Raw genomic sequence first — 23029 nt, 5'->3', positions numbered from 1 at the left:
GGCCTAGCTCTGGGATAGCTCTAAATGAAGGGCAGGCGACTTCGACGGTGAGTGAGATCCCCACGGCCCTCCTTCCTGCCTGACGCCTCATGTAAAAGGCCTCCACCTCCATAATGGGGGGAGGCGGAGACCCTTTCAGCATCATTTGTGTTCGACGGGATACTTTGCACGATGCCATTCGTGCCAGCCACCCTTGAGGACATACAGCTTGCTGAAGCCCAATTCCATAAGCTCTTCCGCCACACTGACGGACGTATGCTCGCGGGGTCAGGCACAATAAAGAATGTAAGTCTTGTTCTTGTCCAACTTGGCGGCCCATTTTTCGGGGTCCTTCGGATCGTAACGAACCGCCCCCTGGATTTTCACGTCACTGGCCGACCAGTCACTGCCCGAGCGCACATCGAGAAAGATCACGTCGGGCTTCCCGAGCATTCCTTTGGCTGCTTCTTTATCGATATGAGGGATATCAGCGGCAAACGCCGTCAGGGGCATGGCCCCCAAAACCACCAGCATCACCACCGCTATCCATTGAGAAGCTTTTATCATGATACGCCTCCTTTTGAAGGCATCCCACGAGGATGCCCGCCCAGGTGAACAGGTGACCTCTGGTTTCTCACCGTTGGGATGGGTCGCCCGTAGGACGTAACATATGCACCCGGACGGCATGGCACAAGAGCCCTACGGCAAGCACCACTCCCCAGAAAAGGAGGACTGTCCATGGCTCCGGGTTCCAAATGAGGAGCCACACCGCCCCGCCCAGGGCCACGATCCCACCACCTGCCGCACAGGCTTGGTTCAGCCCGGTGTCCGGACGGAGCGCCTTCTCCGGCCGAACCCCCTGGGCGAGCAGTACCGCTCCGTAGACGAGCCACCAGAGGATGATACCCGCCCGGACATAGCGGAATGTCTCCGGTTCTCCTGCCATGCCCGACAGCAGCATTGCCCCCACCGAAACAGCAAGAAGGAGCAGGGAGACGGGAAGTCCCACCCAGTGTGCCCTCAGCCAGGCCGGCAGAAACCTTTCGTGGCTGCAGGAGACCATCATTCGCGTCACCCCCTGAAGCAGGGCATTGACGGAAGCACAGCTCCCCGCAAGGATGACCCCTCCCATGATGCGGCGCCCCGTTTCTCCCCAAATCCCCCGCGCTACGGGCGAATAGGGTACGGTGCTCTCAGCCAGTCGATCCGGGGAGACATAGAAGGAGGAAACCCATCCCCATAGCCCCAGAAAAACCGCACCGATGAAAATCGCCGGGAGCATCACCGAGGTGGCCCGCAGGGCATCTTTTGTGGGCCTTCTGCCCAAAACTCCCAGTTCAAATCCCATGAAAACCGCGATACCGGCAAAGAGATAGGGCCACGGGGAAAAGGCTTCCTCGGCTGTAACTTGCGACGGCTGGGGAGGATGCTGAGGGGACGCCAAAAGCCCCTGGACGATGAGGAGGCCCAGTCCCAGGAGAGCCGACAGGACAAAAATGACCTGCATCCCTGCGCTCACCCTGCCTGGGGCCCCTTCCGAGGAGGGCAGGGAAGAATGCCCTTCCCAGTCCCCCCACCCCGTTTCCTAACGTTGCCAGGGAGAGGGGGGACAGCATCCACCCCATGGCAAGCGCCGCCCTGGACCAACGATCAGCTTCATTTGTCATTGTTCCCCTTCCTCACGCTGCTAATTTTCCAGTGTACATATCCCTCTCAGTTTTCGTCATGATCTTGCGATAATAACGAACGGATAGGCAGGATGCGCTTCAATGTCCCGCCTGATCCCCGAATCGAAACATCCTCCCATTTATCCTTTCATCCATTCAATGTATTGTGCAATAGAATGAAATCAACTCACAATAGTCAGAGGAAGGAATGGTCCATGAAGTTTGTCTTTTCTCAACTGGCATATCTGATCAATGAGAGGGAGTCGCGTCGGAACCTGGCGGCGCTTCTGAAGTACCTGTTGTTTCTTCTCGTGATGATCGCGGTTTATGCCGTGCTTTTTCATGTCATCATGGAGATCTACGAAGACAAAACCCATTCATGGCTGACGGGGGTCTATTGGACACTGACGGTCATGAGTACCCTGGGGTTTGGAGATATCACCTTCAACAGTGACCTCGGGCGGGCCTTCAGCATCATTGTGCTCCTGTCGGGGATTGTCTTCCTCCTCATCGTCCTGCCTTTCGCCTTCATCCGTTTTTTTTATGCACCATGGCTTGAGGCCCAGATGCGTGTGCGCATTCTGCGCGAAGTGCCGGAAGGGGTGACAAATCACCTCATTCTTTGCCGCTATGATCCCGTCGCCCAGGGCTACATCGAAAGACTTCAAGGCCAGGGCACGGCCTATTATGTCCTGGAGGCCGATCCGCAGAGAGCGGGCTATCTTTTCGGGGAGGGAGTGTCGGTGGTCATTGGCGAGATCGAGAGCCGGGCCACTTTTAAGGCTTTGCAGGTCAAGGGCGCTCGAGCGGTCATCGCCAACGCCGATGACGCCACCAACAGCAACATTACCCTCACCGTGCGCGAAGAATCCGCCGTTGTCCCGGTCATCTCCATTGTGGAAGACCGGGATTCCATAGATATTCTGGCGCTCAGTGGGGCGACTCACGTGCTGCCCCTGAAGCACCGCCTGGGAGAGCACCTGGCAGGACGAGTGGACGCCGGAAGCTCACGGATCCACACCGTGGGAAATTTCAAGAGCCTGGTGATTGCCGAATTCTGCGCTCAAAATACGCCGCTGGCGAACCGTACCGTCCGCGACACCAACCTCCGGCAAAAGACGGGTTTGAATGTCGTGGCCGTGTGGCTCAGGGGAAAGCTCGTGGTGGCGGGACCCGATACACTCATTTCCCCTCAAAGTGTGCTGGTGGTCGTAGGAACCGAGGAGCAACTGGCTCGACTGGAAGCCATGCTGGGAGTCGGTACTGCCTTTGTGCATCCCGTCCTGGTGATCGGTGGAGGAAAGGTGGGCCGGGCGGCTGCTTTTTCCCTGAAGCAGAGAGGACTGAAAGTCAACCTGGTGGAAAAGGATCCCGAGCTGTGCGCTCGCCTGGCAGACACGGCCGACGGGGTCTTCCAGGGGGATGCCGCCAATCGTGAGGTGCTGATGAAGGCCGGGCTGCGAGAGGCCCCCTCTGTGCTCATGACCACCAACAACGATGCCGTCAATATCTACCTGACAGTGTACTGCCGCAAGCTCAACCCCGAGACGCGTATCATCAGTCGCATTACGCACCAGCGCAACGTGGAATCCATTCACCGGGCCGGCGCCGATTTTGCCCTCAGTTATACCTCTCTGGCCGTTCGATCTCTCATGGGGCTCATCGAAGGAGGGGAGGCCGCCATTCTGGGAGAGGGGGCCGAGCTCTTCCAGATCAAGGTCCCCGCGGCTCTTGCCAACAAGACACTCGCCTCGAGCGACATTGGAGCCCAAACCGGATTGAATGTCATTGCCATCCAGGATAGGGAACGCATCGTCAGCAACCCGGGAGCCGATACCGTCCTGCCGGAGAATGGCGTGATCCTGGCGGTGGGCACCGTCAGTCAACGTCTTGCCTTCACCGACCTGATGGTGTGAGGCATCGTGCGAAACCTTTTCGAGTACGGGACTCCCAAAACACCTGCATCGGGAGTACCCGGCACATCGATTCACCACGGAGGCTTAAACATGAAGCGTCCTCGCCTGTTGGGCCTGCTCCTGTTGTTCTGGCTGATATCCGTTCCATGTTCCGCCCAAGAGAGTGCCGACACTCAAACATCAGTTCCCCAGCTGGTCCCCAAAGTGTTTACCAGGGAGGACGGGGGCGCTCAAAACAAAGAGGGCAAGGCAGACATCCCATCCCTGCCCGGACTGGCAGAAGTCGTCCCCCGAGCCACGGAGCTGGAGCAGAAAGCGCTCAAGGCTCAAGAAGCCCTTGCGGCAATCCAGGATCTTTCAGCCTTCGACAAGCGCCTGGCGGACCTGGAGCATCAGGTCACTCAAATTGTAAAGAAAATCGATGGAATGGGTGATCCCGCGAATTGGAACATCTATCGACTGCTGGATGTGCAGCACCTCATTCAAGGTGAAAAACAGAAACTGACGATCGTGCTGGAGTCCGTCTCCACAAGACTTGCCGAGCTGGAAGGGCTGCGGAGGAATTGGGAGAATGAACAGGCCTTCTGGAAGAAATGGGAAGAGTCTCTCAAAGAAGGGCAAACGGAAATTCCGTCGGAATCCTTCCAAAAGGTGCGAGAAGCCATTGCGATCATCCTGCAGTCCGCCTCCAACACGTCGACCCAGCTCCTGGGTCTGCAACAAAAGCTTACCGGGCAGCTGGACGAGGTCCGGAAGCTGAGCGTACCGGTGGATGCCGCCCTGCAGAGGATACGCGGCGAAATTTTTCAGAAGAATGCGCCGTCGTTCTTCAGTGAGGAGTTCCTCGCCCAGTTCGATGCCAGGCTTTGGGGTGCACTCAAAGAGGGCCTCATGGCCGGCTTGAAAATGGAAAGAGAGGATCTCTACCCTTACGCAGGGCTGATCCTGCTGCACCTCGTCGCCATCATGGCATTGACCCACTTCATCAAGCATCGGGGGTGGCTGACGGAGAGAACCAGCGAGTGGCGGTTTGTCAAAGAGCATGCCTGGGCATTTTCCGTCTTCGTCACCCAGGCCTTGACAATGCTCTTCTACTACAGACCTTCCCCTTCCTGGCTGCTGCTGACCTTCGGCGTGGTGATTTTTTCAGCCTCTTTTCTGGTTTCGGACATGGTTCCCCAACCCCGGCTGCGGAGGGTGCTGTTTGTATTGGCAAGCGTTCAAATCGTCTCCGCCGTCCTGAAGCTGATCTCGCTCCCAGCGCCTCTTTTCAGCATCTATCTGGTATTGATCTGCATCGGTGGAATCATCTTTTTCCTCGGCCAGTCCCGGCGCCACATGGGCGAGCATGAAGGCAGGCTGGATGTGTTCTCCGCAGGATTGCGCGGGGCAGCGCTGGTTGCTGCCGGCGCTTTGCTGGCGTTGGTCGTCGGATACAGCAACTTCTCAGATTATTTGATCCGTTCCTCCGTTGCGACGATCTTTTTTGTCGTTGTCGGCTTGCTGCTGTTTCACCTGGGGAACGGCTTCCTCGAGCTTCTCTTGAACCACCCCTCGGTGACTCGAATCGGGTTTTTCACTCGTTTTGGGGCCGCCCTGGAATCCCGCCTGAGAAACCTCCTCAAGGCAGTGCTCTGGGTGGGCGTTTGCCTTGCACTCTTTCAGTTGTGGGGCATTCATTCCTCCATGGGGGAGGCCTGGGAAAAGATATTCCAGTTCAGGTTCGCCGTTGGGGACCTTACCGTCAGTCTCGGCCGCATTGTCCTGGCCATACTGTTCTTTTATGTAGTGGTTTCAGCATCCTGGTTTGTGCGTGCTTTTCTGGATGGGGAGGTGTTTCCGCGCCAGCAGATCGATCTGGGTGCGCGGGATGCCATCAAGAAGCTGATTCATTATACCCTTCTCTTCTTGGGCATCGTCGTCGCTGTCAGCGTCATGGGCCTCAATCTGACAAGCTTCGCCTTTCTGACGGGCGCTTTGGGGATTGGGGTGGGGTTTGGGCTTCAGAACATCGTCAACAACTTCGTCAGCGGACTGATGCTGCTTTTCGAACGACCGTTCAAAGTCGGTGATGTGGTGGTTGTGGACAACGAAATGGGAACGGTGAAAAAGATCGGGCTGCGATCGACCATCATCGAAACCCCGGATCGTTCTGAATTGATCATCCCCAATTCTCAGTTCGTCTCGGGGAAAGTGACCAACTGGACGCGCTCCAGTCACATCGCCCGGGTACGGATTCCCCTCGGAGTCGCCTATGGGACTGATATCGAACAGGTTTTGCGGCTGCTGAAGGATGCGGCGGGGAGCGACTCCCGCATCTTGAAGATCCCCGCACCCAATGCGCTCTTCCTTCGCTTTGGAAACAGTGCGCTGGAATTGGAGCTGCACTGCTGGCTTTCGGATGTCAAGGACACGCTCCTGGTTACGAGCCATCTTTGCCAGGAAATTGACCGACGCTGCCGGGAAGCGGGTGTCGAAATCCCCTTCCCGCAGCACGATTTGAATCTGCGCTCGGTGGACAAGGACGTACTTGAGGGGATCGTTGGAATGAACAAGAAGAAGGAAACGTGAGACCTTTTCATCTCACGCGGAGAACGCGGAGATCATCCAGGTTTTCTCCGCATTCTCCGCGATTCCGCGTGAGTCCAAAAACTACGTGTTTATTAATAGCCTTCCTCATGGGCGAGGTCCGCCGCCCGCACCTTGTCTTTAAAGAAGTGATACACCCAGGATTGGTACACGATGATGATGGGGACAAGAGTCAAAGCTACACCCAGCATGATTTTCAACGTCAGGGGACTGGAGGCGGAATTGAAAATCGTCATACTGTACGCCGGGTTCAAGCTGGAAGGGAGCAGGTTGGGGTAGAGTCCGGCCACTCCGAAAAGTGTAACCCCCACGATGAGCGCGCTGGAAGCGAACCAGGTTTTCCACCAATGCCCCCTGGCCATGTACACGCGCAGCATGAACAACGCTCCCACAACGAGGAATGGGATGACAACAATGGGCACCATGAAAAGAAATGGGTTCCTGAGATAGTTGTCGTAAAGGCGCGTGTAGAACCAGGTGCATACGAGAAAGGCAACGGCCACCACCACAAGGGCCATCCACAACTTTGCCGCGAGGGTAGCCGCCCGATGGTGCAGGTCTCCCTCCGTCTTCAATGCCAGCCACACCGCCCCGTGCACGGTAAAAAGAAGCAGGAAAAAGACTCCGCCCATGAGGCCGTAGGGGTTCAGGAGGGAGAACAGGTTGCCCTGGAAGACTCCCGCCTGATCGATGGGGATGCCCTGGAAGATGTTGGCAAAGGCTACCCCCAGGAGCAGGGCCGGCGCGAAGCTCCCTATGAAAAGGCACGCGTCCCAGATTCCCCTCCAGCGGGGGCTGTCCACCTTGTCCCTGAACTCGTTGGCGACCCCTCGCAGGATGAGGGCGAAAAGAATCAGCATGAGGGCCGAATAGAGTCCGCTGAACATGACGGCGTAAGTGGCGGGGAAGGCTGCGAAGGTCACGCCGCCCGCCGTGATGAGCCAGACCTCGTTGCCGTTCCAGTAGGGTCCCATGGAATGGTACATGAGCCGCTTGTCCGTTTCGTTTTTGGCGAGAAAGGGCATGAGGGTTCCAATGCCCAGATCGAAGCCGTCCAGCATGAAGTAGACGGCCCAGAGAACACCCCAGAGTACAAACCAGATGGATTCGAGCATTTCTTGAGCCTCCTTTAGCTTGCGGCGACGGCTTCGACTTGGGGTCCCTTGAGGGCGTGGCTGATGATGAGATAGAAAGCCGCCGCTCCCAGCAGGGAATAGATTCCAATGAACGCTATGAGGGAAATTAGCACCTGAGAAGAAGCGATGGGGGAAACCGCGTCCGAAGTCTTCATGATGCCGTAGACCACCCAGGGCTGTCTCCCGACTTCAGCCAGCGTCCAACCTGCTTCGGCCGCCAGGTAGGGCAGCGGGACGGCGTAGAGCATGATCTTGAGGTAGCCGGGGCTCTCCACGAGCTTATTCCGTTTGAACCACCCCACGACGGTGAGGAGGAGGAAGAGGAAACCGAGTGCGACCATTACCCGGAAAGACAAAAAGGAAAGGGTGACAGGAGGACGCTCCTCCTTGGGAAAATCCTTCAACCCCTTCACGGTGGCGTCAGGGGTATGGTATGCGAGCATGCTCAAGGCCCCCGGAATGCCCCCGATGGAAACCGAATTCCTTTCATTCGCCTCGTCGGGAATCAAAAAGAGGTATTGCGGGGCCGCCGCCGTCGTTTCCCAGAGGGATTCCATGGCTGCCAGTTTGACCGGCTGCACCTTGGCGACTTCCGCTCCGTGCATGTGTCCCTGAACAATTTCCACCACGGAAAAGATCAGCGCCAGGGAAAGCCCCATGCGGAAGGATTTGGTGAAAAAGGTGATGTGCTGCTTCCTCAGAAGATGATACGCGCAGATGCTCATGACGAAAAAGCCGGAAAGGATGTAGGCTGCGCTCAGGGTGTGCACGATGGTATGCCATGCAAAGGGCTGGGTGACGACTGCCAGGAAATCGGTGAGCTCCGCTCGCCCGTTGCGGATGGTGAACCCCACGGGATGCTGCATCCAGGAGTTGGCGATGAGGATCCAAAGGGCCGAAAGGTTCGATGCGATGGCCACCAGCCAGATGCTGACAGCATGTGCCCTGGGGGAAAGCTTGTTCCATCCGAAAGCCCACACGGCGATGAAGGTGGATTCCAGAAAAAAGGCCAGGGTGGCTTCGATGGCCAGGAGGGAGCCGAATATATCTCCGACGTATGTCGAATACCTGGACCAGTTGGTCCCGAACTGAAATTCCAGGGTGATTCCGGTCACCACCCCGATGGCGAAATTGATGAGGAAGATTTTTCCCCAGAATTTGGCCATGTTTTTGTATTCTTCATCCCCCGTCCTGACATACCGGGTTTCCATGATGGCGATGAGTATGGAAAGCCCGAGGGTCAGGGGCACAAACAGAAAATGGAAAATTGTGGCAGCCGCGAACTGCAGCCGCGAAAGCATGAGGACGTCCATGTTCTCCTTCCTCTCCTGGGTAGATGAATGATGCCGGGTGGATCGTGAATGAATGGGGTGGATCGAAGAAATGCTGTGTCCTTCGAACCAAAGAACAATCATGCTGCGACGGGGTGCGCCGCAGCATGAATAGATTCCCTGTTCTCGTTTCTAGGAAAGCATCCCGGCGATTTCCTTGCCATACCCCTGAGCCATCTGAACCCCGCCGCCAAGTGAAGCGGATTTCAGCATGAGCGGTCCCTTGGCCATTTTCATTCTGAAAACATTCTGCATGGTGCTGAAGATGCGTCCCGGAGCCTCGCCGCTCCAGCCGTAAGCCCCGAAAGCTCCGCCCACCTTGCCCTCGAGGTCGGCCTTTTCCAGGAGAAAGAGGAATGTCTTCATGCTGCCGATCATTTCACCATGGTACGTGGCGCCTCCGAGGACGACGGCGTCAAAGTCTGCGGCGTTGATGCCCTTCTTCTCGTATTCATTCACGTTGATGACCGTGACGTCTACGCCCGACAAGCGCATTCCCTCAGCGATGAGATCGGCGATGCTCCTGGTCTGATTGGTCCGCGTCGCATAAATTACCAATGCTTTTGCCATGTTGTACTCCTTCCTGTCTGTCGGTAAAGTTTGATCGTTTTCAAGCTATTCAACCGGCGTAGCCTCACATAACACTGAAATTTATCACACAGTTTGCACCGATGGCGACAACTGTCTCCCATCCGCCCCCACCCTATCCAATAACACCACAATCCAAAAGATGACTTTTCATGCAGGGCCACCCCCAAAGCAAGGCTGGCCAGAACCTGGACTTTACCTCGTCCTGCCGGATTTTCGTTGATGACGCTCCCATTCTGCCTCGGCCAACTGTTTGATCTTGTAGGCCGAATCACGCAAAACTCCATAGAGCACACCGCAGCCGGCGTCTACCCGCACCCGGTCTCCTTCATCCGCAACTTCCGCCATGCGGCTCGCCAATGCCAGAGTGATCTGAATCATTTCGTCACAGGGCTTCATTGAGGTTTTTACTCCATGAATCAAAGGAAACTCCGCTCAGGTGCATACTGTACCAGTTTTCAAGCAAGTCCGAGGCCAAAAATGAGGGTGCAGGAAGTTTCATTTTTTATTCAAATATTTCATTTGATTAGTCTATGTGACCCTGGTGAGAGTGGAACCAAGTCGGGGGATGCGAGACATCGATGAGACACTTCCGCCGGGGCGGCAGGGGCGTTTCAGGGATTTTCCCGCCACCGTGCCACACCGCGGGCGGGGCAAAACGCCACAGTAGGACGTACCATGCCGCAAACCATGGAGGTTTGGTCTTCATTCTCGGGTGATGCGCCGTTTGGGTCGATGTGCACGGTGGGCATGCAAATGTCTCGCAGGAACAATGAGACAAAAGTGTATCATGAGACACTGGGGCGAAAAAGCAGGCATACCGGCGATCTTCCAGTCGGGTTGGGTGCATTTCATGCACCATCGCAATTGTCTTAGAAGCTGTCTAAAAATTCGTTTGCTCGTCATTCCGGCAGTCTTTGAGCCGGAATCCACCTCAGCGAAAAACCTGGATTCCGGCTCAAAGACCGCCGGAATGACGGAACAAGGTGTATGCTCAGAGTGATTAACTCATTTTTTAGACAGCCTCTCAGGGATTTTCCGGATGCTCTGCCAGAAAGCGATACAGGGTCGCCCGGCCGACGCCGAGGAGCTTCGCGGCCCGGGACTTGTTGCCCCCACATTCTCGCAGGGCTGCCGCTACAGACTGTCCGTCAAGCTTTCGCATGGGTCCCGCAGAGCAGACGCAGCTCTCGCGGGTGCGTATTTCGGGCGGCAGGTCTTCCGGGCTGATGACGCTTCGTCTGGATTTGACGAGGGCGAAGTGCATGGCGTTCTGGAGCTCGCGCACGTTTCCGGGCCATGAGTAATCCATGAGAAGGGAGAGCGCGTCCCGGGAGAGACTGGCGCTTCTCTGCCCTCGTTCCACGGCCTTTTCCAGGAAATGTGCCGCGAGAAGGGGGACATCGGTCTTGCGCTCCCTGAGGGGCGGAAGACGAAGAGGCACCACATTGAGGCGGTAATAAAGGTCTTCCCGGAAGTGGTGCCGTTCCATTTCGGATTTGAGGTCCCGATTGGTGGCACTGATGATGCGCACATCGACTCGAATGGTTGCTTCGCCTCCCACGCGCTCGAAGGTTCCTTCCTGGAGGACCCGCAGGAGCTTCACCTGCATCGCCTTGGGCAGCTCCGTCACTTCATCCAGGAACAGGGTCCCCGTGTGGGCGAGCTCGAAGCGTCCCTTCTTGTCGCGTATGGCGCCGGAAAAAGCTCCTTTGACGTGTCCGAACAGCTCGCTTTCCAGCAAACCTTCGGGTAGCGCGCCACAGTTGACAGGCACAAACGGGCCGCCGCCGCGTCGGCTTTCATTGTGGATGGCCGTGGCGACGAGCTCCTTTCCTGTTCCCGTTTCTCCGAAAATGTGCACGGGGAAGTCGTTGGTGGCCAGGTCCTGGATTTGTCGGAATAGACTCAACATTTTATGGTCCTGGCCGATGATGCCGCTGAAGCTGTTGAGCTGCCCCAGCCTGATTTTCAGTCCGATGAGGTCCGTCATGTCTCGAAAGGCGGCCAGAACCCCCACAAAGGCGCCCGCCTCGTCCCGCATGCCGGTGACGGACATTTCGATGTGGCGCGGTTCCCCACTCCGGGTCAGGATATTGAGGGGGTAGCTGGTGTGGGAAAAATTCTCCGGAGGACCGCTGCAGAAGGAGCAGCGCTGCCCGCAGAAGGGTTGGCCGAAAACCTCATGGCAGTCCTTTCCAACGACCTCTGCTTTGCCATATCCCGTGATCTTTTCCGCAGCACGGTTGAAGAAGAGAACGCGCCTCTCCTTGTCGTGAGCAATGATGCCTTCCATGAGGTTGTCGAGGATTTGCTCCAGGTTTCTCTTGTCGGCCAGCAGTTTTTCAAGGGGTAAATCATTCATGTGAGAACCCTTGGAAATGGCAGAATCTGCCTTTTCTCCTTCTTGAATGCCTGTTCGGCGAAAGTTTTTACCCTGTTGGAAAGTGCGATTCCCCCCTTGAGCGAGGGGGCAGGGAGGTGTGAAGATCACTGCACATCCCCTGAAGTCCCCCTTCAAAGGGGGACTTCAGGGCCTCGCTGCTTGGTGATGACTTTCGCAAAACTTTATTGAGTGTGCGAACCGCGACGTCATGGCGCAGATGCAGAGAGCACCAGTCCTGCCGGCAGCGCTTCCCCAAAGATCCAGTCATGCTCACGGGCCAGGAGATTGGCGTCCGGATGGGACAGAACCTCCTGGTAACGCGCCCCTTCGGGCAATTGATGGAGCCATTGGATCAGGCGGTCCAGGTCTTTGGGGGAAAGGTCCCGTTCCCGGTCCCCTGTCAGCCGGGCCAACTGCACCAGGGCCTGAGCGGTTGCTTCGGTGGGATCCATGTTCAGGTCCAGCAGCCTGTTGAGGCAGTCGGATGCTATGCCGGCGGGGATCACGGTATCCAGGGGGCCGTAGAAGGGCATCCTCGCTCCGAATCTCCCGAGGGCCCACAGCTCCTGGGACTTGGGTTTTCCTTTGTGGATCTGGTCCAGGACCAGGTGCCCCAGGTCTGCTTTACTGCCTGCCGGAAGCCTCTCGAAGTTCGCCAGGGCCATCCAGATTTCCATTTCTTCCTGGGGACTGAGACTCTTCATGGCTTTCTTTGCAGTCTTCTTCTTTTTCCTGTCCCCAGTTTGAAGCGTGGGCCAGACCTGCTGGAAGATGTACCACTGGTGGCCCGCCGTGAGCCCCCCGGCCACTCGCCTCCAGAAAATCCACCATTCGGTGCGGTTTTGGGCTTGCCTTGGAAACTGCAGCCCCTGAGGGTAGATTTTCCAGATTTCCTTCATGCGCCATTCGTCCAGGGGATCTCCAAAGCCGGGGCGGATGCAGTAACCCAGCAGATTGAACCACCGGGCTTCATGCTGGGGCGTCAGGAAGGGGTCCTTTCGGGTTTCCAGGAGAGTGTCGCTCAATTTTCGTATGAGAGGTGTCGGCCATTTTTCCTTGCCGAGCTCCAGGATGGACACCAGGCTCCTGGTGAGCTTCTCCGGAGGCGCCGATGCAGCAGCGAGGTTCCTTTTGAACACGGCCAGAATGGCTTCCTGAGCCTTTCCGATGCTTTCCATGTCGAGGGTTTCACCCTGGGCGGCCGTCTGCGGCTCCAGACCTCCGGCCTGCCGTACATCGAACTGCAGCTGCCATTGGTGGGGACTCTTCTGAGATCGGCACCAGAGCTCCAGGGTTCCCACTTCCGTCAACCGCACGGCCAGCAGTACAGGGAGCGACTGAGCGCCGCTCTTTTTGCCATAGCGCAGCACGGTCCGGATGGGGGGAAGAATCGTGATTTCCTCGGGGGGGAGTTGTACGACTTCCCCCGGGCGGTCCCCCAGTCGTGTGCTGGACGAATAGAGTTGAAAGGCGACAGGCTGATTGGCGAGCACTTCAAAAGCCGGACGGCTCAACTGGGTTTCAAACCCCTCCTCCGTGCCGCGGGGGATGAGGCAGACGGCTGTCTGTCTTCCCTCGGAGTCTTCTCCGTCGGGGCTCCCTGCTCCCACCTGAACATAATAGGACCGGGGACTGCCCGCTCCCACCCGCACGCCTTCCCCCTGGCGCACAAGGCCATAGTAGGCGGCACCCAGGGCCACCGCCAGTTCGGGCCGGGAATTCTCCAGCTCGATGGGGGACCAGTCGGGAGCCGCCTCTGCCTGGAACCAACGCTGCACGACGGAGCGGATGCGCTCGCGAATGGATGGCGGAGTGAAGGCTCCGCCATTGAAGAGCAAAAAATCCGGGTAAAGTTGGGCTCGTTCGGTTTCCTGACGCATCAGGTGGAGATGCCGCTGCCAGAAAGCAGCAAGATGGCGTGTGACGGCAGGGTCTTGAACAAAAGGGAGCCCCCATTCCGTCAGTCCCGATCGGCGGCTGCCCCGGGGCGCCTCGTCCAGAGAGACATAGGGAAAGAAGCCCTCCAGGATGAGCTCTTTCACCTGTTCCCGGGAGAGGGACCCCTTGAGGGTATCCGCGATGAGCTTGCGTCCCGTACCCATGAGGGAAATAACGAAGGTGGGGGAAGGTTGCCGTTCTTCAGACTCGAGGGTGGGGGATTCGGATGCCGACGTGGCACTCCCGAGGAGTGTTTCTTTCGCTCTCCGGCATTGGTGCCACAGTTGATGCCAGCGTTTGCTGTCAAGCTGCCCATGCTGCCCCCGGAGCTGCATTTCCAGGTGTCTGGCCAGGGAAAGATCCATATTGTCTCCCCCCAGCATGAGGTGATCGCCCACGGCCAGGCGGTCGAAGCACAGGTCTTTTTCTCCCCGGCGGATGGCGATGAGGGTAAAATCCGTTGTCCCGCCGCCCACGTCACAGACCAGGATGATCTGCCCTGCCTGCATGAGGCTTTGCCAGTCGTCCTCATGGAGGGAGAGCCAGGAATAAAAGGCGGCCAGTGGCTCCTCCAGGAGAATGACGCGGGGAAGCCCGGCCCGCTGAGCAGCGGCCACGGTGAGCTCCCGTGCTACTTCGTCGAAAGAGGCGGGAACGGTGAGGATCACCACCTGTTCTTCGAGACGGTATCCCTCACGCCCCTTCGCAATGACGGCATTCCAGGACTCCCGCATGTGCTGTAAATAACGGGCGCTGGCTTCCACAGGGGAAACCTTCCGTACATCGGAAGCGGCACCCCACGGCAGGATGGCCGCCGTGCGATCGACGCCTCCATGACAAAGCCATGACTTTGCGGAGGAAACCATCCTCCCGGGGACCAGAGCCCCCTGTTCCCGGGCAAATTCACCGACGGCATAATCGCGATGAGGATCCCAGGGCAATGCCGTGCTCCCGGCAGGCAACTCGTAGGACCCCGGCAAATATAAAAACGAGGGCAAAACGGATCGCCGACTGACTTCGCCGGGACCCGTCAGTTGAGGAAATTCCAGGAATTGAATTTCTCTCTGCGTTTTGACTTTTTGGGTCAAGTCGACATAGGCGAGGGCCGAATTGGTCGTTCCCAGGTCGATGCCGACAATGAATCGGTGGGCGATTTCCTCAGTTTCAAAAGGATTGTTCATGCGCTCGTTTCCAGATGGCCGCCATGACCTGAACGTTTTGTATCGGCACGAGAGAGCTTGCGTCTGTTACGCTTCCTCGCGCTCGCGAAGATTGAACTCCAGCTTCCAGCGGCGATCGGAATCGCGGGCTACGCACCATACCTCGAGAGTGCCGACTTCCGTCACTTTGCTTTCGAGCCAGACGGGAAGGATCTGTCCCCCCGTCTCGGCGTCGCTGGCGGGAAGGACTGCTTCCATGGTGGTCACCTCTTCGATCTCCCCACTCCAGTCTTCCACGATTTCTCCCACCTGGTCTTTCTTGCGCGTCGTGGAGCTGAGGAGATGAAAGACAGCGGGCTCTCCCACCACCAGGCCGAATTCCCGTTCGTGAATTTCCGCCCCCGTTCCTTCTTCCATGCCGAAGGGGACGACGCAGAGGGCTTTCATGGGTGTCGGTATTCCCGGCACGGCGGGCATGGAGCTCTCGACCCCGATGTAATAGGGGCGTCCGACGCCTCCCCGGATGCGGATACCGCGGCCTTTGCGCGCCAGGCCGTAGTAGGCCGCCCCGTGCGCTACCGCCAGGTCCAGGTCCGCAGAAGGCAGCTCCCGCAATTCCGCCTCCGGGTTCCAGCGTTTCAGCACCGACAGGATGCGCTCGCGGATGAGGTCGGATTTCATGACCCCACCGTTGAAAAGTACCGCGCTGGGATAAGGAACTCCGGGCTCCGGTCCTTCATCGTTGCCCTGTGCCTGACGCCCTAGAAATTTTGCCAGGTGCCGTGTCACGGCGGGGTCCGATTGGTAGGGAAGCCCCATTTCCCGAAGGCCGACCTTGGATTTCTCTACCGGATATTCAGATTTTTCGGTGATGGGGAAAAAGCCGTTCAAAAGGATGTTGTCCACCTCGGACCGGGAAAGCTCCGTGCGGATGGTGCTGCCGATGAGGGAACTGCCGCGCCCCAGAATGACAATGGGCTCCGCTTCGAGGTTCGGCTGGGACAACAGGCGCTCCTTGGCGATTCGGCAGCTGTGGGCGAGCCCCCGGAACTGCCATGAATCCAGTTTGGTGCCCTTTTGAGCGAGTTTTGCCTGGACGGCATAGGCCAGGGTGAGGTCCATGTTGTCACCGCCGAGAAGGATGTGATCCCCCACCGCGACGCGACGCAGGGCAAGCTCCCCGTCTTCTTCCGTGACCTGGATGAGGCTGAAATCCGTGGTCCCGCCGCCCAGGTCGCAAACGAGGATGGATTCGCCCACTTTGACGGCCTTTCTCCAGCGTTCCCTGTGGAATTCGATCCAGGCGTAGAAAGCGGCCTGGGGCTCTTCCAGGAGGGTAATGTGCTGCAGCCCCGCCGATTGAGCGGCTTTTACGGTCAGCTCCCGGGCCACGGCATCGAAGGAAGCCGGGACCGTGAGGTAGATCTCCTGGCTCTCGAAGCGTGCCTCGGGGTCATCCGCAGCCATGTGAAGGTTCCAGGCATCTCGCAGATGCTCCAGGAACAGGGCCGAGGCTTCCACGGGGGACATGCGCCGGGTCTCCGGAGGGCTGTCCCAGGGAAGGATGGGGGCGCTCCGATCCACACCGCTGTGACTCAACCAGGATTTGGCCGACGAAATGAGACGGTTGGGAATTTCCGCTCCGCGTTTGCGTGCAAATTCTCCCAGGGCAAAATCCGCGTCCTGCTTCCAGGGGAGAGCGAGACTGCCGGGGGGAACATCGTGAGGCCCGGGAAGGAAGACAAAAGAGGGCAGTAAGGGTTGTGCCTGGAGCTCTGCCGGGTTGACCACCTGGAGAATGGAAAAAACATGAATTTCCGGGGGAGTATCTTCAGGGGGTTGTGCGTCCGTATAGGCGAGGACACTGTGCGTCGTGCCCAGATCGATACCGATGATGTACTTGGAACTGCTCAAAATATTTATCCTCCAATGGGATGATTCACCGTCGTTCGTTCCCGGTTCCAAAAGCTGCGGCCGTCCCGCTCACTTTTTTTCCCTTCCGGGGAGAGCAGGCAAAGAGATGAGAATCTTTTAAAGGGCATCCCCTTTCATTCTCCCACTTCCACTTCTGCTGGAGCCAGGACCCAGTCCTTTTTCGCCTCGGTGAGGGCCTGAGGAAGATCGACACGGGTCACCCGCCACCCGCGATGTCTGAGTGCCCCCTTGAAGGGCGGATCGCCCGTCACATTGCCCGTCAGCCGGACAGCGCGGGCGTCGAAGTCGGCGGGTACGGACACCTCGTTGCCTTCGGGTTCTTCATATATGGGTTGAAGTGTCACGTGCTCCGAAAGAGCGCCCTTGCAGCCCTGATGGATGCTGCGGACGGCAGCTCCGATCTGGGCGTCCTCGTACAAACTGAGATCTTCCTGGAGGAAGTCGATGAGCCGGCCCTCCCGCTGCAGGATGGAGAGGATTTGAATGGCCGGCTGCGGGGAAGGGGGGCTCGGCATGGTTGGTGCGACAGAGGTTGCTTCGACTCCTGTCTGCGCCGGCACGGCCTTTTTGGGTTTAGCCGGGGGAACCGCTGCCTGGCCGGGGAGAGGCTGCGCCTCTTTCAGAGTACGCCGAGCGAGACCACGCCCCTGGAGCAGGAGGAAGAGCCACAGCACCAGAGTGATAAGGCCGCCGGCTCCGAAGACAACGGGAATGAGATATTGTTCCGCTTGCCTGTAAAGCTGCTGAAGGCTCAGGAGTCCCGATCGGATGTCTTCGGGGAAAGTCGTGTCGCCCGCAGCCAGGATGGGGTCCAGCCACTGATGGAAGCCCAGCAGGATCTGTCTGGCCAGCAGGAACAAAAAGCCGGTCAAAACGCCATTCCACACAATACAGGTCAGAAAGGACTGTAAGGTCCAGGTAGTTTTCGCTCGCATGCGGCCTCCTCGAAAATTCCATGAATAACAATGCGTTTGTATATCCAGTCGAAATAGAGAACATTATCACACTGCACAGATTAATTCAAAAACACGCATTGGACAAGCTGAACAGGAAAGGGAAGTGCGGAACGCCGGTCCCCCCGGGAAAGTATTTTTTGGCGAAGCACATCCACAATGAGGCCCCAAAATAGGATCGAGAGGATAAAAAACAGGTTGATTGAAGGAGTACATTCGTGCAGCATGAGGTCATCAACGCTCCAGGAGGTTCCGCCATGTTTAAAAAGATCGTTTTGGCTACGGATCTTTCGGCCGATTGGGATGACATTGTTGCCTGCGCGCGGGAATTCATGGTCTTGGGATGTGAAGAGGTCATCCTCACTCATGTTCTGGGAGCGAAATTGGTTGGAGATTTGGCGGCAGAAACTTTTTTGTCCGAAGAAGACCGCCCGAAGCTGGAAAAACAAAAGAACCAGTTGGAGTCCCAGGGGTTTCGCGTGGTGGTGGAAACTCCTGCCGGTCTTCCCGCTCTGTCCCTGAATGAAGTGGCCCAACGCCATCGGGCTTCGCTCCTCGTCGTCGGTTCGCATGGGAAATCTGCCTGGCGGGAGGCGATCCTCGGGTCCGTTTCCAATGCACTGCTGCATCATGCTCTCTTCCCCATTCTTCTCATCAACGTCAAGCGACTCAGGGAGAACGGGCAGGGCGCCATTTGCCAGTTGCGGACCACGGAGCTCCTGCGCCACGTGTTTTTTCCCACCGATTTTTCCGAAATTGCCGAAGAGGCCGCATCGATCCTGGAATCTCTTGCTTCCAAAGGACTTTCGGAGCTCACCGTGCTGCATACCCTGGAGAGAGTCGAATCCCATCCCACCGCTGTGTTAAAGCCGGACGAAAAGCCGGCCCGGAGCCTCTTGAAAGCTGTGGAAGCTCGCTTCAAAAAGATAGGAGTTCCCAAGGTCCACAGTCGCTTTACCAAGGGGAATCCTATTTCCATCATCCTTGACGTCATGAATGAAATCGATTTTTCCCTGGTGGTCATGGGCACTCAGGGCAAAGGCCTCGTCTCGGAGATTTTCCTCGGCAGCGTGGCCTACAATATCGCCCGAATGGCGACCTGTCCGGTCCTCCTGATTCCCAGGGCCGTGAGCGGGTGATTGCCTCGCGCATTCTCCGGTCAAAATGAAGCCGAACGAAAAGGATCTCCACGTATGGTCTGGTTTATCTCTCTGATCCTTGTCGTGATGATTTTCCTCCTGATAACGGAAAAAATCCCCATCGATGTGACGGCTGTGGGACTATTGGTCATTTTGATGGCGTCCGGTGTGCTCAGCCCGACGGAAGCACTGACAGGCTTCGCCAATCCCGCGGTCATCACCGTGGGCTCCATGTTCATGCTCAGTCGAGGCTTGATGCGCACCGGGGCGCTGGGATTCGTCAGCGAGAAAATGATCGATTACTCGCAGGGCAGCGACAAGCGCATTTTGATCATGGCCATGCTCGGGACAGCCGTCCCTTCGGCATTTCTGAACAATACTCCCATCGTCATCCTGTTCGTTTCCATCATCATGACGGTTTGCTGCGAATATGGGCTGAGCCCGTCCAGGTATCTCATTCCTGTCTCCTTCAGCTCCATCATCGGGGGCACCTGTACTCTGATCGGGACCTCGACGAACATCATCATCAGCGATTTGAGCGTCAAATATGGTTATGGCGCCATCAAGATGTTCGAGCTTTCCCCTGTTGGGGTGCTCATCGCGGTCGCCGTCATCGCCCTGCTTTTTTTCCTGGCGCCTGTCCTCATGCCTCAGCACAAGGCGCCGGTCTGCGAACTGAAAGGCGACGCCGCGCCACGCTACCTGGCCGAGTTTTCCGTTGTTCCGGAAAGCCTGCTCATCGGAATGGAGCCCCTGTCGTTTTTTTCCCGGGAGTATCCCGGCATCGAGCTTTTTGAAGTGATTCGAGGTCCTGTCATCCGTTTTCCCGAGCGGGAGAAGGCGACGCTCACCGTCGACGACATTCTTTTTGTCAAGGGGACGGCCAATGATTTGGTCGCATTGCTCCATGACGGCTTCCTGGACCTGGCCCACAAGGTCGAGGGACTCAATTTCGCTGCCCATGACGAAAATTCCCTTATCCTGGAACTGATCATCCCGCCGGACTCCGAGCTCATTGGAGAGCAGCCCGTCCAGGCCGACCTGCAGAGGGAACTGGGCGTTCAATTCATTGCGGTGAAGCGGAAGGGAATACATTATTCACGGCAAAAGCTGAGGCATTTGAAGCTGTCGACGGGTGATGTGCTGCTCATTCACTGCACGAGGGATAAACTGGATGAATTGCGAAACAATCCGGACATCATGGTCCTGGAGGATGTTCATCATCAAATCATCAACAAGAAGAAAGCGCCCGTTGCCCTGGGAATTTTTGCCGGCATGATCGTCGCCGCGTCGACGGGCTTTATGGACATCGTGACGGCGGCCGTTACCGCCGTTTTTCTCATGATCATCACCCGGTGCCTGCAGTTGAGAGATGCCTACCGGTCGGTGGATGTAAAGGTTCTGATGCTCATCATCGGCACCATCGCCCTGGGAACGGCCATGGAAAAAACCGGTGCAGCCAGGCTTTACGCCGAGGCATTTCTGGCTCCGTTCAGAGGACAAAGCCCTGCCCTGATCCTCAGCGCATTCATCCTGCTGACCAGCCTCATCAGTCACATTGTCAGCAACAACGCCACCGCTGTTCTGCTCTTGCCTATCGGCATTTCGACCGCACTTTCCCTCGGAGTCGACCCCAGGCCGTTCATCATCGGTGTCTGCTTCGGTGCGAGCTGCTGCTTTGCCTCTCCTTTTGGATACCAGACGAACCTGCTGGTGTACGGGCCGGGGGGGTACCGTTTTGCTGATTTTATAAAGCTGGGCATCCCTGCTGTGATTGTTACCTGGCTGCTGAGCTCCCTGCTCATTCCGTTCGTGTGGCATTTTTAGTTTCAGTCTCGATGTGCAGCGTGCCCGCAAGGGGGACTGCCTCCTGCTTCACTACGGAACGCGGGAAGATCCGGGTCTGGCCATCATCGACGGCGGACCGGGACAGGTCTACAGGCCGCATTTGAAGCCTCGACTGGGGCAGATCAGGCAAGCCCGCAGTATCGCTCCTGAAGCCCCGTTGGTGGTGGATCTGTTGATGGTCAGCCATATCGACGATGACCACATCAACGGCATCCTCGAAATGACCCGGGAGCTCGTGCTTGCCAGGGATTCTCATCGGCCGTTGTCACTGAAGGTCCGCAGCTTCTGGCACAACAGTTTCGATGACCTGGTCGGCAATAGCCCTGAGGAGATCCTTTCCGCAGTGACAGCATCCTTTGGAGCGGCTGCCCTCAGCGGCGAGCCCGATTTGGAGGGGCTCGATCCCGCTGCCGCCATGGTCCTCGCCAGTGTGGCGCAGGGCTTTCGGCTGCGCGACGATGCCAGGAAGCTCAATTTTCGCCTCAACCCCGAATCCCAGGGGAGGCTCGTGATGGCGACTCCCGGCAGCCAGCCTGTCGACATGGGGCGGGGACTCACCCTCACGGTGGCTGGACCCGTGCAGGCGGATCTCGTTGCCCTGCAGAAGGACCACGATGCATTCCTCAAGGCCCGCAGGAACGATAAGCCGGCGGCGGCAAGCCTGGCTGCCCTCACCGACAATTCGGTCGCCAACCTGTCCAGCCTTGTGCTCCTTGCCGGAGTCGAGGAGAAGCGGATTCTGCTGACGGGCGACGCCCGGAGCGACAAAATTCTGAAAGGTCTGGAACTGACCGGCCTCATGAAAGAAGGCGGCACCCTGCATGTGGATATCCTCAAGATGCCGCATCATGGCAGTGACCGGAATGTCGATCCGGACTTTTTTCAGCGTATCACGGCAGACCATTACGTGTTCTCCGGCAATGGAGAGTACGGCAACCCCGAACGGGCGACGCTGCAAATGCTGCTGGACGCGAGCCTCGGGAGAGAGCTCACCGTGCACCTCACGTATCCCGTCCGGGAGATCGATGCCGACCGCCAGGAGGATTGGGAGAAGGAACAGGAGAAGGAAAAGGCTCGACAAAAGAAAAATCCGGACGTGGCGGTGAGAGAAGACTGGTCGCACGGGAAGCATAGCCTGGAGGCTTTTTTTGAGGATCACGAGGATTTTGCACGGAAAGTCAGCGTCGTGGAGGGCGATGCGCCCCATTGTATCGATCTTCTGGAGAAGGTTGGATTCTGACACCATGGGAGGTGGCGCCCCTCTCCCGGTGACGCCTGTCCCATTCCCATTACATTGCTCAAGGGGCGATGACCCATCAGGAGATTTTTGATGACGAGGTTAGAGGAAAAAACGAGATATCTTTTTATCGATGTCGGGGCCGGGACGATGGATGTCCTTTACTTCGAGAGCTCGTCCCATACCCACTACAAGGCCGTCGTGAAGTCACCGGTCCCGTGCGTGAGTGAAGAAGCTGAAAGGCTGACAGGAAATCTCCTCATCACCGGAAGTGAAATGGGAGGGGGGGCCCTCTCGCAGGTGCTGAGCCAGCGCGGCCGATCGTCGGAGGTGCTCATGACTGCGTCAGCGGCCATGACCATCGGCCACAGCCTCGATCGGGTCTCATCCCTGGGGATCAGGATTGTCACGGATGAGATGGCGGAAGACCTGGCTTCCGCTGGAACCTTCAGCACGCTGCATCTGACGGATCTTCCCATGGAACGGCTCGAGCAGATCGTAAGGGGATTCGGCGTGCCTTTCGACTTCGACATCGTGGCTGTCTGTGCCCAGGATCACGGAATGCCGCCCGAAGGCATTTCTCACCTGGACTACCGACACAATCTCTTCAAGGAGCGCCTGGACGAAAATCCTTTCCCCGAGCGCCTGCTGTTCGAGGGCGCGGACGTCCCGGCGACGTTCAATCGCCTGAGGGCCATTGCCCAATCCGCGGCGCAGCTCCCCACGAGGGAGGTTTATGTCATGGACAGTGGCTTTGCAGCCATCCTGGGCGCATCCATGGATATGAACGCCACAGTGCGCCGGAATATCCTGGTGCTTGATATCGCAACGTCCCATACGGTGGGAGCGGCGCTCGTGGGAGAGGAGCTGGCGGGATTCTTTGAATACCATACCCGCGATATCAGCCTCGGCAAACTGGAGCTGCTTCTGCGCAGCCTGGCGGACGGTGCGCTGGACCATCAGCAGATTCTCAGTGAGGGAGGGCACGGAGCCTACACGCGGAAAGGGTTCGGGTTCGAGAATGTCGAGGCCATCATCGCCACAGGTCCCAGGCGCAGACTGCTGGAGACTTCCGATCTCCCCATCACGTTCGGAGCCCCCCTGGGGGACAACATGATGACGGGAAACGTTGGAATGCTGGAGGCTGTCAGGAGGCGGAAGGGACTGCCCTCCATGACGTACCTGTAGTCCGAAAGGACTCCATGCCGGTTATTCCCTACCGGCAAC

The 23029-nt window shown here is 57.6% G+C and carries 16 protein-coding genes; 6 read left to right on the top strand and 10 right to left on the bottom strand.

The genetic code is table 11. From position 1 onward, the window contains the following. Positions 1–141: 141 nt before the first annotated feature. Positions 142–546: a rhodanese-related (seleno)protein gene (locus tag MWC30_RS15885; RefSeq protein ID WP_263577219.1), complete on the bottom strand. Its 405-nt coding sequence runs from the start codon at positions 544–546 to the stop codon at positions 142–144. A 67-nt stretch (positions 547–613) separates the two neighbouring features. Further along, a complete protein-coding gene (locus MWC30_RS15880; RefSeq protein ID WP_244085180.1) occupies positions 614–1486 on the bottom strand; it encodes an amino acid permease in 873 nt (290 codons plus the stop codon). Positions 1487–1861: 375 nt separating this feature from the next. Here MWC30_RS15880 and MWC30_RS15875 point away from each other — a divergent pair, with 375 nt between their 5' ends. Both MWC30_RS15875 and MWC30_RS15870 read left to right on the top strand, forming a co-directional pair. Then, positions 1862–3562, top strand: coding sequence for a TrkA family potassium uptake protein (locus tag MWC30_RS15875; RefSeq protein WP_244085179.1), 1701 nt, complete (start codon positions 1862–1864; stop codon positions 3560–3562). 90 nt (positions 3563–3652) lie between these two features. Further along, complete coding sequence (locus tag MWC30_RS15870; protein WP_244085178.1) at positions 3653–6133, top strand: mechanosensitive ion channel domain-containing protein; 2481 nt, start codon at positions 3653–3655, stop codon at positions 6131–6133. A 92-nt stretch (positions 6134–6225) separates the two neighbouring features. Here MWC30_RS15870 and cydB read toward each other — a convergent pair whose 3' ends face one another. From cydB to MWC30_RS15830, 8 genes are all read right to left on the bottom strand, one after another. Then, positions 6226–7266, bottom strand: a complete 1041-nt coding sequence (gene cydB, locus MWC30_RS15865) for a cytochrome d ubiquinol oxidase subunit II (protein ID WP_244085177.1) — start codon at positions 7264–7266, stop codon at positions 6226–6228. Between the two features lie 14 nt (positions 7267–7280). Next, complete coding sequence (locus MWC30_RS15860) at positions 7281–8600, bottom strand: cytochrome ubiquinol oxidase subunit I (RefSeq protein WP_244085176.1); 1320 nt, start codon at positions 8598–8600, stop codon at positions 7281–7283. Positions 8601–8750: 150 nt separating this feature from the next. Further along, complete coding sequence (locus MWC30_RS15855) at positions 8751–9188, bottom strand: flavodoxin domain-containing protein (RefSeq protein ID WP_244085175.1); 438 nt, start codon at positions 9186–9188, stop codon at positions 8751–8753. Between the two features lie 213 nt (positions 9189–9401). After that, positions 9402–9605 (bottom strand): hypothetical protein, encoded by a 204-nt coding sequence (locus MWC30_RS15850; RefSeq protein WP_244085174.1) that lies wholly within the window; start codon positions 9603–9605, stop codon positions 9402–9404. A 628-nt stretch (positions 9606–10233) separates the two neighbouring features. Next, a complete protein-coding gene (locus tag MWC30_RS15845; RefSeq protein ID WP_244085173.1) occupies positions 10234–11571 on the bottom strand; it encodes a sigma-54-dependent Fis family transcriptional regulator in 1338 nt (445 codons plus the stop codon). A gap of 227 nt (positions 11572–11798) precedes the next feature. Continuing rightward, the gene (locus MWC30_RS15840) at positions 11799–14711 is read right to left on the bottom strand and encodes an Hsp70 family protein (RefSeq protein ID WP_244085172.1); all 2913 of its coding nucleotides are present in this window, start codon (positions 14709–14711) and stop codon (positions 11799–11801) included. Between the two features lie 66 nt (positions 14712–14777). Continuing rightward, a complete protein-coding gene (locus tag MWC30_RS15835; RefSeq protein WP_244085171.1) occupies positions 14778–16604 on the bottom strand; it encodes an Hsp70 family protein in 1827 nt (608 codons plus the stop codon). 134 nt (positions 16605–16738) lie between these two features. Next, positions 16739–17560 (bottom strand): DUF2760 domain-containing protein, encoded by an 822-nt coding sequence (locus tag MWC30_RS15830; RefSeq protein ID WP_244085170.1) that lies wholly within the window; start codon positions 17558–17560, stop codon positions 16739–16741. Between the two features lie 275 nt (positions 17561–17835). Between MWC30_RS15830 and MWC30_RS15825 the strand changes: the two genes are divergently transcribed. From MWC30_RS15825 to MWC30_RS15810, 4 genes are all read left to right on the top strand, one after another. Beyond that, positions 17836–18717, top strand: a complete 882-nt coding sequence (locus tag MWC30_RS15825) for a universal stress protein (protein ID WP_244085169.1) — start codon at positions 17836–17838, stop codon at positions 18715–18717. A gap of 54 nt (positions 18718–18771) precedes the next feature. Continuing rightward, on the top strand, positions 18772–20544 hold the full coding sequence (locus MWC30_RS15820) for an SLC13 family permease (RefSeq protein WP_244085168.1): 1773 nt from the start codon (positions 18772–18774) through the stop codon (positions 20542–20544). A gap of 13 nt (positions 20545–20557) precedes the next feature. After that, a complete protein-coding gene (locus MWC30_RS15815) occupies positions 20558–21805 on the top strand; it encodes a hypothetical protein (RefSeq protein WP_244085167.1) in 1248 nt (415 codons plus the stop codon). A gap of 90 nt (positions 21806–21895) precedes the next feature. Further along, positions 21896–22990, top strand: coding sequence for a DUF1786 family protein (locus MWC30_RS15810; protein ID WP_244085166.1), 1095 nt, complete (start codon positions 21896–21898; stop codon positions 22988–22990). Positions 22991–23029: the final 39 nt, after the last annotated feature.

Origin of the sequence: Desulforhabdus sp. TSK (assembly GCF_022836495.1) — a bacterium.
Lineage (GTDB): Bacteria > Desulfobacterota > Syntrophobacteria > Syntrophobacterales > Syntrophobacteraceae > Desulforhabdus.
The sequence above is the reverse complement of the archived record's forward strand: the minus strand, read 5'-3'. Positions and strand labels throughout refer to the sequence as shown.